This window comes from Actinomadura sp. KC345 (assembly GCF_004348515.1).
Lineage (GTDB): Bacteria > Actinomycetota > Actinomycetes > Streptosporangiales > Streptosporangiaceae > Spirillospora.
Genome location: NZ_SMKH01000038.1, coordinates 23,583 through 38,381 on the forward strand (window position 1 = coordinate 23,583; position 14,799 = coordinate 38,381).

A 14,799-nucleotide genomic window follows, 5' to 3' on the forward strand; every position below is an offset into this window, starting at 1 on the left:
GTACGCGGCCCCGGTCAGCTCCAGATGGTCACGTAGACCGGAGGGCGGAAGCGGGACGGGGGCACGCCCGAGCCGGGGGAGCGCATGATGTGGAGGGCCTCGGCGGTCGCGAGGAAGCGGCGGAACGAGCCGGCCAGGGGCGGGCGGCGGTCGGGCGCCAGCGTCGTGGCGTGCCAGCGGATCTCCACCGGGGTGGCGGGGGTCGCGATGACGCGCAGCTCGCCCCGCTGGACACGGGGCGCCACCAGGTGCGCGAGGGCGACGGCGAGGCCGCCGCCGTCGGCGGCGGCCGCCCACGCGGCGGTCTGGTTCGGGTAGACGCGGATCCGGTCCTCGGGGACCTTCAGGCGGCGCAGCAGCCGGGACGTCTCGCTGGACCGGTCGGTGCCGGACGGGTCGACCAGCCACAGCGGGCGCGGGGCGGCGGCGGTGCCGACGGCCACCAGGCTCGCGCGGTACACGGGTTCGCTGACCAGGCCCTGGTCGTCGGCGAGATGGGGGCCGAGCGCGACGTCCGCGAGGCGGTTGTGCAGCAGGACGGGCATCTCCCGCCCGCCGACGACGCCCGCGCTGCCCTCGACGTCGCGTGCGGAGCGGGCGGCGAACGCGTCCAGCAGCGGGGTCGCGACGAACTCCGCGACGGCGGGGACGGCGGCGACCCGCAGCGCCTCGGGCGCGCCCTGGGCGGCCCGGACCGCGCCCTCCGCCTCCGCGCCGAGCACCACCATCTGCGACGCGATCGGCAGCAGGCGGGTGCCGCCCTCGGTCAGCGTCATCCCGCCGGGCCCCCGGATGAGGAGAGGGTCGTCCAGGTGCTGGCGCAGCGCGCCGAGGGCCTGGGAGACCGCGGGCTCGCTCACGTTCAGCGCGCGGGCCGCCTCCTTCACCGAGCCGAGCCTGGCGACGAGGACGAACGCACCGAGCTGCGTCAGGGTCATGCCGCCAGTCTGCGCCCCGGGGAGCACGCCCGTTAAGCCTTCGCTTATCCGGCCGTTGTGGCCGGTTGCGGGCGGAGCGAGAATCCGGCCCACATCCCATCCCGAGGGGGCGTCGTGCAGGTACCGGCGAACTTCGAGTACGAGAAGGCGACGACCGTCGAGGAGGCGCTCGCGCTGCTCGCGCGCCATGGGGACGAGGCGAGGGTGGTGGCCGGCGGCCACAGCCTGATCCCCATGATGAAGCTGCGGCTCGCCGAGCCCGAGGCGCTGATCGACATCAACGACGTGGACGAGCTGTCCCGCATCCGGATCGAGGGCGGCGCATTGTGCGTGGGGGCGCTCGTCCGGCACGCCGGCCTGCTCGACTCGGCGGTCGCGGGAGAGCACTTCCCGATCCTGCACGACGCGGAGCGGGTCATCGCCGACCCGGTGGTCCGCAACCGCGGCACGGTCGGCGGCTCGCTGTGCCAGGCCGACCCGTCCGAGGATCTGTCGGCCGCGTTCGGCGCGTTGCGCGCGTCCGCGGTGATCCGGGGTCCGGACGGGGAGCGGACGGTGCCGCTCCGCGAGTTCCACACCGGCCCCTACGAGACGGTCGTCGGACCGGGCGAGCTGCTCACCGAGCTGCGGGTGCCCATCAGACCCGGCGGATCGAGTGCGTACGAGAAGGTCGAGCGGCGTGCGGGGGACTGGCCGCTCGCCGCCGCCGGGGCCGCCCTCTGGATGGACGGCGACCGCATCGCCGAGGCCGGGATCGGGCTGACCGCCGTCCGGGCCGAGCACTTCGTCGCGGCCGAGGCGGAGGAGGTGCTGCGCGGCGCCGTCCCGTCCGAGGACGTGTTCGCCGAGGCCGGGCGGGTCGCCGCCGAGCACTGCGACCCCGGCTCCGACCAGCGGGGACCGGCCGACTACAAGCGGCACCTGGCCGGAGAGCTGACCGCACGCGCGCTGCGCCGCGCCTACGAGAGGTGGCAGGGATGAACATCACCGTGACGGTCAACGGGCAGCCCTACACCCGCGACGTCGAGCCGCGGCTGCTGCTCGTCCACTTCCTGCGAGACGACCTGGACCTCACCGGGACGCACTGGGGGTGCGACACGTCCAACTGCGGCGCGTGCGTCGTCTGGCTGGACGAGGTTCCGGTGAAGTCGTGCACGGTCCTGGCGGTGATGGCGTCCGGCAAGGAGGTCCGCACCGTGGAGGGGCTGGAGCGGGACGGTGAGCTCGACCCCGTCCAGAAGGGCTTCACCGAGTGCCACGGCCTGCAGTGCGGGTTCTGCACGCCCGGCATGCTCATGACGTCGAGGTGGCTGCTCGACCACCGCCCCGACCCGACCGACGCGGAGATCCGCGAGGCGGTGTCGGGGCAGATCTGCCGGTGCACCGGCTACGAGAACATCGTGCGCTCCGTCCGCTGGGCGGCCGAGCACCCCGCCGAGCGGTCCGAGCAGTCCGAGGAGGTGACCTCATGAGCGAGAACGGGCACGGCGGCAACGGGCACGGGGGCAACGGGCAGCACGGGTTCGGAAGGGTGCCGCGCAAGGAGGACGCCCGCTTCATCCGCGGCCAGGGCACCTACGTCGACGACATCAAGCTGCCGGGGATGCTGTACGGGGCGGTGCTGCGCAGCCCCCACGCCCACGCCCGGCTCCTCTCGGTCGACACCACCGCCGCCGAAGCGCACCCGCAGGTCAGGGCCGTCATCACCGGGGAGACCCTCTCCGGCCTGAACCTCGCGTGGATGCCGACGCTGTCCAACGACGTCCAGGCCGTCCTCGCCACCGACAAGGTGCGGTTCCAGGGGCAGGAGGTCGCGTTCGTCGTCGCGGAGACGCACTACGCGGCACGCGACGCGCTGGAGCTGATCGACGTCGACTACGAGGCGCTGCCGCCGGTGGTCGACGCCCGCACGGCCCTGGACGACGGCGCCCCGCTCATCCGCGACGACGTGGAGGGACGCACCGACAACCACATCTTCGACTGGGAGGCCGGCGACGGCGAGCGGACCGACCGGGTCTTCGGCGAAGCGGAGGTGGTCGTCGCCCAGGACATGCTGTACCCGCGGGTGCATCCGGCGCCGCTGGAGACGTGCGGGATCGTGGCCGACATGGACAAGGTGACCGGCAAGCTCACGGTCCACACCACCACCCAGGCGCCGCACGCCCACCGCACCGTCTACGCGCTGGTCGCGGGGCTGCCCGAGCACAAGATCCGGGTCGTCTCGCCCGACATCGGCGGCGGCTTCGGCAACAAGGTCGGCATCTACCCCGGCTACGTCTGCGCGATCGTCGGGTCCATCGTCAGCGGGCGCCCGGTCAAGTGGATGGAGGACCGGTCGGAGAACCTGATGACCACGTCGTTCGCCCGCGACTACCACATGCGCGGCGAGATCGCGGCGACGCGGGACGGCCGCATCCGCGGGCTGCGCGTGAAGGTCCTCGCCGACCACGGCGCGTTCAACGGCACCGCGCAGCCGACGAAGTTCCCCGCCGGGTTCTTCCACGTGTTCACCGGCTCTTACGACGTCGAGGCCGCGCACTGCGCCGTCACCGGCGTCTACACCAACAAGGCGCCCGGCGGCGTCGCCTACGCCTGCTCGTTCCGCATCACCGAGGCCGCCTACCTGGTCGAGCGCATGATCGACCTGCTGGCGGCCGAACTGGACACCGACCCCGCCGAGCTGCGGCTGCGCAACCTGCTGCGCTCCGAGCAGTTCCCGTACTCGTCGCCGACCGGCTGGGAGTACGACTCCGGCGACTACCCCCGCACGCTGCGCACCGCCATGGACATGGCCGGATACGACGCGCTGCGCGCCGAGCAGGCCGACCGGCGCGAGCGCGGCGACGGGCCTCTGATGGGCATCGGCATCAGCTTCTTCACCGAGGCGGTCGGCGCCGGCCCGCGCAAGCACATGGACATCCTCGGCCTCGGCATGGCCGACGGCGCCGAACTCCGCGTCCACCCCACCGGCAAGGCGGTCCTGCGCATCTCCGTCCAGACGCAGGGGCAGGGGCACGAGACGACGTTCGCGCAGATCGTCGCGCAGGAACTCGGCATCCCGTACGAGGACGTCGAGGTCGTGCACGGCGACACCGACCAGACGCCGTTCGGGCTCGGCACCTACGGTTCGCGGTCCACGCCGGTGTCGGGCGCGGCGACGGCGGTCGTCGCGCGGAAGGTGCGCGAGCGGGCCCGGATCGTCGCGGGCGCGATGCTGGAGGCGGCGCCCGAGGACCTCGAATGGACGCCGGGGCGGTGGGCCGTCCGCGGCGACCCGTCGTCCGGCGCGACCATGCAGGAGATCGCGATGGCCGCGCACGGCAGCCTGGAGCTGCCGGAGGGCGTGGAGGGCCACCTCGACGCGACCACCGTCTACAACCCGCCCAACCTCACCTACCCGTTCGGCGCCTACATCGCGGTCGTGGACGTCGACCCGGGCACCGGCAAGGTCACCGTCCGGCGGTTCATCGCGGTGGACGACTGCGGGGTCCGGATCAACCCGATGATCGTCGAGGGCCAGGTGCACGGCGGCCTCGCCGACGGGGTCGGGATGGCGCTCATGCAGGTCATGGCGTTCGACGAGGACGGCAACCACCTCGGCGCGTCGTTCATGGACTACCTGCTGCCGACGTCGATGGAGTGCCCGTCCTGGGAGCTGGGCGAGACCGTCACCCCGTCCCCGCACCATCCGCTCGGGGCCAAGGGCGTCGGCGAGTCCGCGACGGTCGGGTCGCCCGCCGCGATCGTCAACGCCGTCGTGGACGCGCTCCGGCCCTACGGCGTCCGGCACGCCGACATGCCGCTCACCCCGGCGAACGTCTGGCGCGTCATCCAGGGGCGGCCGTTCCGCACGGACCTGGCGATCCCATGACGGACAAGGCCCTGTCGACGAAAGGGGAGATCCTGCGCAGCGAGCGGACGCCCTACGTGCTCGCCACCGTCGTCCGCGCCGAGCGCCCGACGAGCGCGAAGACGGGCGACCGGGCGCTCGTGCTGCCCGACGGGACGCTGGAGGGGTTCGTCGGCGGCGAGTGCGCCGCGTCGGCGGTGCGCGACCAGGCGCTCCGGCTCCTCGAATCCGGCGAGTCGACCCTGCTGCGCATCACCCCGGGAGCCGGCGGCTCGCCGCTGGACGGGATGGTCACGGTCAGCAACCCGTGTCTGTCGGGCGGGACCCTCGACGTGTTCCTCGAAACGGTGATCCCGCCCGCCCTGGTCCACGTGCACGGGGACGGGCCGGTCGCCCGCGCGCTCGCCGAAGTCGGCCGCGCCGCCGGGTTCGACGCCCGCCCGGCCGGGGCCGCCGATCCGCCCGGCCCCGACGCGGCGGCCGTCGTGGTCGCCACCCACGGCCGGGACGAGGAGGCCATCCTCAAGGCCGCGCTGAACGCCGGGGTGCCCTACATCGGGCTGATCGCCAGCCGGAGGCGCGGCGCGGCGGTCACCTCGTCCCTCGACGGCGGTGATCGCGTGCACGCACCGGCGGGCTTGGACATCGGCGCCCGCACCGCTCCGGAGATCGCTCTGTCGGTCCTGGCGGAGATTTTGTCGCTCCGTCCCGTCCCGTCGCGCGCGGCCGTTCCAGCCGTTCGAGCCGTTCCAGCCGTTCCGGGCGAAGCCGGGGATGAGGTGCGTCACTGCCACCGAGGTTGACGGGCCGCCCCTACTAGAATTACGTTCGGTTTCCAGAAGCGGGCGGCCCGGAGGTGGCGGATGCAAGCGGCACGGCAGGCATGGCGGCGGCTCGAACCGGTGCACAGCATGATCTACTTCGTGCCCGAGGGCCCGGAGCGGTACGCCGCCCTCGGCCTGGACGCCCGATCCGGCTACTTCGCGTCCCGTTCGGCCGCCTTCGGGCGGGCGTCCGCGGAGATCGTCATCGCGACGTTCTACAACTTCCATCCCGCGATCGTCCGCCGCGCGCTTCCGGCGGCCTGGGACGCGGCGGCCCCGGAGCGGGTCCTCGCCGCCCGGACCGACGCCGCCGGCGCCGCGCTCCGCCGCGCGCAGATCCACCGGCTCCCGGCTCTGGAGGAGACCCTCGCCCTGGCGCGGCGCGCGGCCGAGGCGGCCCGCGACCAGGCCCACGGTCGGCCGCTCTTCGCCGCGCACGCCGCGCTGGCCTGGCCGGACGAGCCGATCCTCCAGCTCTGGTGGGCCCAGACCCTCCTGCGCGAGTTCCGCGGCGACGGGCACATCGCCGTCCTCACGGCGGAGGGCGTCACCCCGCTGGAGGCCCTCGTCCTGCACGGCGCGACCGGCACCGTCCCCACGCCGTTCCTCAAGGCCACCCGGGCCTGGCCGTCGGACGAATGGGAGGCGACCGCGGAGCGGCTGCGCGGCCGCGGCCTGCTGGACGGCGAATCCCTCACCACCGAGGGCAAGGACTTCCGCCGGCACATCGAGGACCGCACCGACGCCCTCGCCCTGCCCGCCTACTCCGTCCTGGGCGAGGAGGGCTGCGAGCGCCTCGCCGAACTGGCCCGCCCCTACGGCAGGGCCGTCGTGGACGCCGGTCTCCTGAATCCCGCGTAGCGACGGATCACCGCATGCCGTGACCCGGCCGGACAAATCCCCGGCAGGGTATCTGTCGGCGGTCCGCCCGGACGCGGAGGGCGCGCCCCCGCTAAGGTCGGCTGGGTCGGGACGCGCCGGTCCCGCCGATTCGCGAGGGGAAGTCCGCAGGTGTTCGAGTCTGTGCTCGTGGCGAACCGCGGCGAGATCGCCAGCCGGATCATCCGCACGGCACGCGCGATGGGGATCAAGGCCATCGCGGTGTACTCGGAGGCCGACGCCGGCCTGCCGTTCGTCGCCGAGGCGGACGAGGCCGTCCTGATCGGCCCCCCGAGTCCCGCACGCAGCTACCTCAACGTGCCCGCGGTCCTGGAGGCCGCGCGCCGGACGAACGCGCAGGCCGTCCACCCCGGCTACGGGTTCCTCGCCGAGGACGCCGAGTTCGCTCGTGCCGTGGCCGCCCAGGACCGCGTGTGGGTCGGTCCGCCGCCGCTCGCCGTCGCCCGGCTGAGCAACAAGATCAACTCACGGAACCTGATGAAGGAGGCGGGCGTCCCCGTCGCCCCCGGCGTGTGGGAGCCCGTCCCGGACGCCGGCGCCGCGGTCGAGGAGGCCGAGCGCATCGGCTACCCCGTGATGGTCAAGCCCGCCGTGAGCACCGGCGGCATCGGCATGGGCGTCGCCCGCGACGAGGAGACGCTGCGCAGGGCCTACGAGGCCGCCCGCACCCGCGCCGCCTGGCTGTTCCACCAGGACGACATCCTCCTCGAACGCTACGTGGAGGGCGCCCGGCACATCGAGGTGCAGATCTTCGGCCTCGCCGACGGAACCGTCGTGGCGCTCGGCGACCGGGACTGCTCCGTCCAGCGCCGCCGTGAGAAGGTCGCCGGCGAGACCCCGTCGCCCGGCGTCGGCCCGGCGCTCCGCGAGCGGATGCTCGCCGCCGCCGTCCGCGCCGGCGAGGCCGTCGGGTACCGCGGCGCCGGCACCGTCGAATGCCTCGTCGACCCCGCCGCGCAGGAGTTCTTTTTCCTGGAGATGGACACCCGCCTCCAGGCCGAGCACCGCGTCACCGAACTGGTCACCGGCATCGACCTCGTCGAGCAGCAGTTCCGCGTCGCCGCCGGCGAGCCCGTGTCGTTCACCGGCGCGGCGCCCCGCGGCCACGCCTTCGAGTTCCGCGTCCACGCCGAGGACCCGCAGCGGTTCTTCCCCGGCGCGGGCAAGATCAAGGTGTGGGAGGAGCCGGTGGGCGACGGCATCCGCATCGACGCCGGATACGCCGAGGGCGCCACCGTCACCACCCACTACGACCCGATGCTCGCCAAGCTGTGTGTCCACGGCGACGACCGCGACCACGCGCTGCGCCGGGCCCGCGCCGCCGTGGACGCCTTCCGCATCGAGGGGTTTCCGACGAACCTGCCCTTCCTGCGGGAACTGCTCGACCGCCCCGAGTTCGCGGACGGCACCTACGACACCGGTTCGGTGGGACGCATGCGGACCTCGGAGGTGGAGTGTTGAGCTACTGCGACCGCTGCGGGGAACCCGCCGCCGAGGGCGACCACGGCGCATGCCGCACCGCCCGCCGGATGGAGCCGCCGCGCTACTGCCCGCACTGCCGCCGCCGCATGGTCGTCCAGGTCACGCCGCTGGGCTGGACGGCCCGCTGCTCCGAGCACGGCGCGCTCGAACCGGGGGCCGTGCCCTAGACCGCGAGGGCGTAGGTGATCAGCTTCAGGCCGGGGACGGGCTCCCAGTCGCGGTCGGGGGTGCGGACGAAGCCCATGCGCTCGTACAGGCGGTGGGCGTCGTCCATGTTCCGCTGGGTCGACAGGCGCACGGCGGTGAGCCCGGCCGCGCGGGCGCGGTCGGTGCACGCGCGGACCATCGCCCGCCCCACGCCCTCGCCGCGCGCCTTCTCCCGGACGGCGAGCATCCGGAACTCGGCCTCGTCCGGCCCGGCGAGCTCGGCGTACGGGCTGCCGGGCGGGCAGTACGCGACCGCGCCGGCGACCTCGCCCGCGACCTCGGCGACGAGCAGGTCCGACTTTGCGGCGCGGTCGGCGGCGTCCCGGAGCGCGGCCACGTACGAAGACTCCGGCGACACCAGGCCGCCGGCCACGTAGACCTCGACGGTCAGCTCGCCGACCAGCGCGTACTCGTCCGGCCGGGCCGGGCGGACGATCACCGGGTCAGACACCGGTGGTCGTGCGGGGGTAGGAGACGTCCGGGTCGGTGGCGACGTTCACCAGGTACGGGACCCCGGAGCCGAGCGCGCGGCGCAGCGCGGGCCCGATCCCGTCCGGGCGGGTGACCAGCTCGCCGGCCCCGCCGAGCGCCCGCACGACCTCGTCGTAGCGGCAGTGCGGCTGGAGGTCGGCGGCCACGTCGTAGCCGTACAGCATGCGCATCGGGTGTTTCTCCAGCCCCCAGGATCCGTTGTTGCCCACGATCATGACGACCGGCAGGCGGTGCCGTACCAGGCTATCCACGTCCATGAGCGACAGTCCCGCGGCTCCGTCGCCGAGCAGCAGGACCACCTGGGCGGCCGGGCGGGCCAGCCGCGCGGCGATCGCGTAGCCGAGCCCGGTGCCGAGGCACCCGTAGGGACCGGGGTCGAGCCAGCCGCCCGGCCGCCGGGGCTCGACGTACTTGCCCGCGTAGGAGACGAAGTCGCCGCCGTCGCCGATCACCACCGCGTCGTCGTCGAGGACCCTGGACAGCTCCCCGTAGATCCGCAGCGGGTGGATCGGGTCGGCGGCGGACGCCAGCAGATCGATGTCGCCGGCGATGGCGGCGCAGGCCGCGTCGTACAGTCCCGCCCGCCAGTCCGCGTAGGCGGCCGGGGACACGCCCGCCTTCGCGCAGGCCGCGGCGAGGTCTCCGAACAGCGGGGACAGGTCCCCGGCCGCGGACCCGGCGAGGCGGAGGTGGGTCGCCAGCCGGCACGGCGCGTCCGCGAGGTGGACGACCTTGGCCGACCCGTCGCCGAACGAGCCGTAGCCGAGCCGAAAGTCCAGCGGCGTGCCCGCGACGATGACGAGGTCGGCGTCCCCGAACGCGGCGCCGCGGGCGCGGGTGACGAGCAGCTCGTGCCCGGCGGGCAGGATGCCGCGTCCCTGGCCGTTGGCGACCACCGGCAGCCGCAGCTCCTCGGCGAACTCGCGGGCGGCCTCGTCGGCGCCGTCCATCCACACGTCCGAGCCGAGCACCAGGACGGGGCGGCGCGCGGCCTTCAGCAGCGCGGCGACGCCGTCCAGCCGCTCCGGGTCGGCGGGCCGCTCCGGCGGCTCGGGGAGTCCCTCCTCGCGGGCCGGGCCCGCCGGGCCGAACAGGTGGTCCATGTGGACGTCGAGGAAGACCGGGCCGCGGTGCGGGGCGGCGGCCGTCGTGAAGGCGCGGGCGATGTCGGACGCGAGCGTGTCCGGCCCGCCCGCCGTCGCCGCCAGCTTGGTGACGGGCGCCAGAAGCGGCGGCTGGTCGAGTTCCTGCAGCGCGCCGGCGCCCCAGCGGCCCAGCGGGGCGCGCCCGCCGAGCACGACGACGGGGGACCCGTTGAAGTGGGCCGTCGTGATGCCGCTGACGCCGTTGGTGACGCCGGGACCCGCCGTCAGGACGGCCAGGCCGGTGCGGCGGGTGAGCCGCGCCGTGGCCTCGGCCGCGAACACCGCGGTCTGCTCGTGCCGGACGTCCAGGATGCGGGGCACCGCGTCCGCCTCCGTCTTGGCGTCGCTGTCGCCTACAGCGCCGTCGTACAGAGGGAAGACATGCCCGCCCGAGAGCGTGAACATCGTCTCCACACCGTGCCTGCGGATCTCCGCGATCGCCGTGTCACCACCGTGCCGCGCTCTCATGCACGCACCGTAACAAGCGATCGCTTGCCGCAGTAGTAGTTACGCTTCGCCTGGCGCGCCCGCGTCGTCGACACCCCGTCGGTCCGGCTGCGGCGGAAACGTCCCGACCTGTTCACCCCCGGCCCGGTCGGCACCAGTTCGCCCTGGGGATTCGTCAACGCGGCCAACACCGCGCCGCTGCCGTGGGGCGACCGGCTATTCGCGACCTGGGACGCCGGCCGCCCGGTGGAGGTCGACCCCGTCACGCTGGAGTTCGTCGCCGAGGTCGGGCACCGCGACGACTGGAAGCCCGCCATGGACCAGGCCGTCCTGCCGCTCGTCTCCACCACCGCCCACCCGGTGGTCGACCCCGAGCGCGGCTGCCTGTGGAGCATCAGCCGGGACGTGCTGACCGGCGCCGTCTCCGTGATCTGCTACGACGGGACCGGGAGCCGCGTCCAGCGCTGGGACGTCGAGAACGCCGTGCTCCCGCAGGCCACCCACACCATCACCCAGACCCGTGACTGGCTCGTCCTGGCCGACACCGCCTACAAGATCGACACCGAGGAGGTCTTCGGCGGCGAGCGGACCGTCGCCAACAACCCCGGCGGTCCCGTGCTGCTCATCCGCAAGGACGACCTGGTTCCGGGCCGCGGAACGGTCACCTGCAAGGAGGTCCGCATCGCGCCCGAGGTCAACCACTTCTACGCCCGTTACGACGACACCGACGGCGTCCAGGTCGTGATGGAGCACAGCGAAGGCGTGGACATCGGGATGTATCTGCGCGAGGACGACATCGACCTGTACGGACGTCCCGTCGACCCGGCCTTGCGCGGCATGTACTGCCACGGCATGACGCCCGCCCTCACGACCGTCCTGCAGTTCGACCCGGAGACCGGCCGAGTGCAGGAACGAGCGCGCGCCGGCGACCCCGAACGGTGGTGGCAGGCCGAACTGTCCGCCATCGACTGGTGCTTCGAAGGACAGACCGACCCGACCCGCCACCACCTCATCTACCTGGGTTTCCACCCAGAGGCCATCAACCAGCGCGCCATGCGCAACTACAAGGGCCGGATAGACCCGTCGCTGTTCCCCGCAGAAGAGACCCCGGCCGTCCTGGTCACCCACGACCGCGAAGACCTCAAGGCCCTGTCCGAGTGGACGTTCGCCCTGGACGACTACCCCACGTCGCCGTCGTTCGTCCCGCGCGGTCAGGGCGGCACCCGCTACGCGGGCGCGAACCCCGGCGGCCACGAGGGATACCTCATCGTGGCCGTCCACAACGACGACCGCTTCCGCATCGAACTCTTCGACGCCGCCGACGTGGCCCGAGGCCCCCTCGCCGTCCTGGCCCCACCGAGCGGGACGACGGTGCCCTTCCTCATCCACTCCGCCTGGATGCCCGAAGCCGTCCCGCCCCCAGACCTGGAACGCCTCAGCTTCGCCGACGACCTGGACGCCCGCCTAGACCGACTGGACCCCGCCCTGGCCGCCACCGCCCACGAGGTAGCCGCCGACCTGGACGCCCGCTAGGCGATACCCGCGACCGGGCCGAGAGGGGACGCTCCGCCGCCGCACCGCGTTCCCCGGACGGCCCGCTACAAAAACGCCCGCCGAAGACTGTGGGGTCCGGCCGCCGTCCCCGCCATGGCCCCGCGCTAGGGTCACGGCTTGTGAGTGTGCTCGTGGTGACAGGGACGTGTACGGGCGTCGGAAAGACCGTCGTCACCGCGGCGCTGGCCGCGGTCGCCGCCACGCGCGGCGCGTCCGTCGCCGTCGTCAAACCCGGCCAGACCGGTGCCGGCGACGGGGAGCGCGGCGACCTCGACGAGGTCCGGCGGCTCGCCGGCCTCGACGACGTGCACGAGTTCGCGCGCTTCCCCGACCCGCTGTCGCCCGCCGCCGCGGCCCGCCGCGCCGGAGTCCCGCCCGTCCGGCTGCCCGAGGTGGCCGAACGCGCCCGGGACCTGTCCGACGACCGCCGCCTGGTGCTGATCGAGGGCGCGGGCGGCCTCCTCGTCCGCTACGACGACGAGGGCACCACGATCGCCGACCTGGCCCGCTGGCTCGGCGCCGCCGCCGTCGTCGTGGCCCGCCCCGATCTCGGCACCCTCAACCACACCGCCCTCACGCTGGAGGCGATGGCGCACCGCGGCGTGCAACTCGCGGGCGTCGTCATCGGCGCGTGGCCGGACGGCCCGGACCTCGCGATGCGCAGCAACATCCGCGACCTGGAGACCATCGCGGCCCGGCCGCTGTCGGGCGCCATGCCCGCCGGCGCGGGCGCGCTCGACCCGGCGGAGTTCCTCCTGGCCGCGCACCGCGGCCTGGCCCCCTCGTTCGGCGGCGCCTTCGACGCCGCCGCGTTCCGCGACAGCTTCGGCCTCGACAAGGAGTAATACGTGACAGACATCCTCGACGTAGCCCGCCGTCAAGTCCTGGACGAGGGCAAGGGCCTGTCCGCCGCCCAGGTGCTCGAATGCCTGACCCTCCCGGACGACCGGCTGGAGGACCTCCTCGCGCTCGCCCACGAGGTCCGGATGCGCTGGTGCGGGCCCGAGGTCGAGGTCGAGGGCATCGTGTCGCTGAAGACCGGCGGCTGCCCCGAGGACTGCCACTTCTGCTCGCAGTCCGGCAAGTTCGAGTCGCCCGTCCGCTCGGTGTGGCTGAACATCCCCGAGCTGGTCGAGGCCGCCAGGGAGACCGCGAAGACCGGCGCCACCGAGTTCTGCATCGTCGCCGCCGTCCGCGGTCCGGACGAGCGCCTCATGGCGCAGGTCCGCGACGGCATCAAGGCCATCAACGACGCCGTAGAGATCAACATCGCCTGCTCGCTCGGCATGCTCACCCAGGAGCAGGTGGACGAGCTCACCGCGATGGGCGTCCACCGCTACAACCACAACCTGGAGACGGCCCGCTCCCACTTCCCGAACGTGGTCACCACCCACTCGTGGGAGGAGCGCTGGGACACCCTCCGCATGGTCAAGGACGCGGGAATGGAGGTGTGCTGCGGCGGCATCGTCGGCATGGGCGAGACCACCGAGCAGCGCGCCGAGTTCGCCGGCCAGCTCGCCGAACTCGAACCCGACGAGGTCCCGCTGAACTTCCTGGCGCCCCGCCCCGGCACCCCGTTCGCCGACCTCCCGCTGGTCGAGGGCTCCGACGCCCTCCGCACCATCGCCGCGTTCCGCCTGGCCCTGCCCCGCACCATCCTCCGCTACGCCGGCGGCCGCGAACTCACCCTCGGCGACCTCGGCACCCGCGAAGGAATGCTGGGCGGCATCAACGCCGTCATCGTCGGCAACTACCTGACCACCCTCGGCCGCCCCGCCGAAAAGGACCTGGAACTCCTCACCGACCTGAAAATGCCCATCAAGTCCCTGAGCCAGACCCTGTGAGGAGGTCACTGCCCCTTCCAGCGGCACCGGGGCCTGGCGCGAGGAGTCCGGTACGGGTGGACGAGGCGCGCCGTCGGTGGAGGTCAAGTCTTTCCTAGTGACCCGTTCTCATCTGTCCCAAGGCTTCCACTCGCTGGTGTCGATCTCGATGTCGAACGGGTCGGGGAGGTGGACGGTCTCACCGAACTCCCAGGACTCCTGGTGCAGGTATGCGGCCAGACCCTGGTCTGGGATGGAGTAGAGAATGGAGCGTCCGACCTTGGGGGAGCGGTCGACTAGGAGGTAGTAAGGGATCTCGGCCGCGGCGTAACCGTTCCACTTGTTGTTGCCGCGTCCCCGTGCGGTGGGTTGCTGGTCGTTCCCGGCGTTACCGTACGAGGTGACTTCCACGACCAGTTCGACCTGGTCGGGCACCAAGGTCCGTACTCCAGAGCGGCGCGCGGCCAGATACACGTCCTGGTCCACAATCATGAGATCCGGTACGTACCCGTCGCCCACGCCAACGAGGGACATCCCGGTCCCGTTGTCGGTCCGCCAGGGGAACTCGGGTCCGAGCGCACGGTTGAAGACCAGCACGATGTCGCCAGTGACGGCGTTGTGCGGGAGCCCGGGCGGTGGCGACACGACGACCTCTCCTCCGATGATCTCGATCCGGGATCCTTCGGGGGCGTCGACGTAATCATCGAGTTCACCGCGCACCCACAGGTTGTAGGGCGTGTCAGGCAACTCCGACAGTTCTTCCTTGGACAGGATTTTCACTTTGTGTGACTCCTCCCTCACGATCTGCTCCCGGTCATCGTAGAGAAGGGGTGCACCCAGCGTAGTCGCGTTCGTCGAACTTGTGGTCGAGAAGCGTGCGGGGTCGACTGGCAGAGGAGGGTGGGTCAGCGGCGGAGGCGGGTGATGAACTTGTAGCGGTCGCCTCGGTACAGGGACTGGGCCCATTCGACGGGCTGGCCGGTGGTGTCGAGGGCGTGGCGGGAGAGCAGGAGCATGGGGAGGCCCACGTCCACCCCGAGGAGCTGGGCGTCGTGGGGGGTGGCGAGGACGGTCTCGATCGTCTCCTCGGCCTCGGTGAGGTGGACGTCGTAGGCGGTGGCGAGCGTCTCGTAGAGG

Annotated in this window: 14 protein-coding genes and 1 pseudogene; 10 read left to right on the top strand and 5 right to left on the bottom strand. The window is 73.0% G+C overall.

What is annotated here, in order from left to right; genetic code table 11:
* Positions 1-14: 14 nt before the first annotated feature.
* The gene (locus E1281_RS09420; RefSeq protein ID WP_131876890.1) at positions 15-938 is read right to left on the bottom strand and encodes a LysR family transcriptional regulator; all 924 of its coding nucleotides are present in this window, start codon (positions 936-938) and stop codon (positions 15-17) included.
* Positions 939-1,052: 114 nt separating this feature from the next.
* On the opposite strand from E1281_RS09420, the gene E1281_RS09425 reads away from it, so the two are divergent.
* From E1281_RS09425 to E1281_RS09455, 7 genes are all read left to right on the top strand, one after another.
* Positions 1,053-1,919, top strand: a complete 867-nt coding sequence (locus tag E1281_RS09425; RefSeq protein ID WP_131876891.1) for a xanthine dehydrogenase family protein subunit M — start codon at positions 1,053-1,055, stop codon at positions 1,917-1,919.
* Entirely contained in the window at positions 1,916-2,410 is a 495-nt protein-coding gene (locus tag E1281_RS09430; RefSeq protein WP_131876892.1) for a (2Fe-2S)-binding protein, read from the top strand. The genes E1281_RS09425 and E1281_RS09430 overlap by 4 nt, the downstream gene beginning before the upstream one ends.
* On the top strand, positions 2,407-4,809 hold the full coding sequence (locus tag E1281_RS09435; protein ID WP_131876893.1) for an aerobic carbon-monoxide dehydrogenase large subunit: 2,403 nt from the start codon (positions 2,407-2,409) through the stop codon (positions 4,807-4,809). Before E1281_RS09430 ends, E1281_RS09435 begins: the two co-directional genes overlap by 4 nt.
* Positions 4,806-5,591 carry an XdhC family protein gene (locus E1281_RS09440; RefSeq protein ID WP_131876894.1) on the top strand — a complete coding sequence of 262 codons (786 nt, stop codon included), beginning with the start codon at positions 4,806-4,808 and terminating at the stop codon, positions 5,589-5,591. The genes E1281_RS09435 and E1281_RS09440 overlap by 4 nt, the downstream gene beginning before the upstream one ends.
* Before the next feature lie 60 nt (positions 5,592-5,651).
* On the top strand, positions 5,652-6,473 hold the full coding sequence (locus E1281_RS09445; protein WP_131876895.1) for a hypothetical protein: 822 nt from the start codon (positions 5,652-5,654) through the stop codon (positions 6,471-6,473).
* Positions 6,474-6,623: 150 nt separating this feature from the next.
* Positions 6,624-7,973 carry a biotin carboxylase N-terminal domain-containing protein gene (locus E1281_RS09450; protein WP_131876896.1) on the top strand — a complete coding sequence of 450 codons (1,350 nt, stop codon included), beginning with the start codon at positions 6,624-6,626 and terminating at the stop codon, positions 7,971-7,973.
* Positions 7,967-8,161: a hypothetical protein gene (locus E1281_RS09455; RefSeq protein ID WP_131876897.1), complete on the top strand. Its 195-nt coding sequence runs from the start codon at positions 7,967-7,969 to the stop codon at positions 8,159-8,161. The genes E1281_RS09450 and E1281_RS09455 overlap by 7 nt, the downstream gene beginning before the upstream one ends.
* Here E1281_RS09455 and E1281_RS09460 read toward each other — a convergent pair.
* Both E1281_RS09460 and E1281_RS09465 read right to left on the bottom strand, forming a co-directional pair.
* Positions 8,158-8,652, bottom strand: coding sequence for a GNAT family N-acetyltransferase (locus tag E1281_RS09460; protein WP_131876898.1), 495 nt, complete (start codon positions 8,650-8,652; stop codon positions 8,158-8,160). The two genes, E1281_RS09455 and E1281_RS09460, sit on opposite strands and share 4 nt — an antisense overlap.
* Positions 8,645-10,306 (bottom strand): acetolactate synthase, encoded by a 1,662-nt coding sequence (locus tag E1281_RS09465; protein ID WP_131876899.1) that lies wholly within the window; start codon positions 10,304-10,306, stop codon positions 8,645-8,647. The genes E1281_RS09460 and E1281_RS09465 overlap by 8 nt, the downstream gene beginning before the upstream one ends.
* Positions 10,307-10,369: 63 nt before the next feature.
* Between E1281_RS09465 and E1281_RS09470 the strand changes: the two are divergent.
* From E1281_RS09470 to bioB, 3 genes and pseudogenes are all read left to right on the top strand, one after another.
* Positions 10,370-11,818, top strand: a pseudogene (locus E1281_RS09470) (carotenoid oxygenase family protein); the annotation flags it as partial.
* A 146-nt stretch (positions 11,819-11,964) separates the two neighbouring features.
* A complete protein-coding gene (gene bioD, locus E1281_RS09475; RefSeq protein WP_131876905.1) occupies positions 11,965-12,684 on the top strand; it encodes a dethiobiotin synthase in 720 nt (239 codons plus the stop codon).
* Positions 12,685-12,687: 3 nt separating this feature from the next.
* Positions 12,688-13,683, top strand: a complete 996-nt coding sequence (bioB, locus tag E1281_RS09480) for a biotin synthase BioB (RefSeq protein ID WP_131876900.1) — start codon at positions 12,688-12,690, stop codon at positions 13,681-13,683.
* 108 nt (positions 13,684-13,791) lie between these two features.
* On the opposite strand, the gene E1281_RS09485 is transcribed toward bioB, so the two are convergent.
* Together E1281_RS09485 and E1281_RS09490 are read right to left on the bottom strand one after the other, a co-directional pair.
* On the bottom strand, positions 13,792-14,463 hold the full coding sequence (locus E1281_RS09485) for a Uma2 family endonuclease (protein WP_165958848.1): 672 nt from the start codon (positions 14,461-14,463) through the stop codon (positions 13,792-13,794).
* A gap of 104 nt (positions 14,464-14,567) precedes the next feature.
* The coding region (locus E1281_RS09490; protein ID WP_131876902.1) for a UTRA domain-containing protein at positions 14,568-14,799 on the bottom strand (232 nt) is incomplete at its 5' end.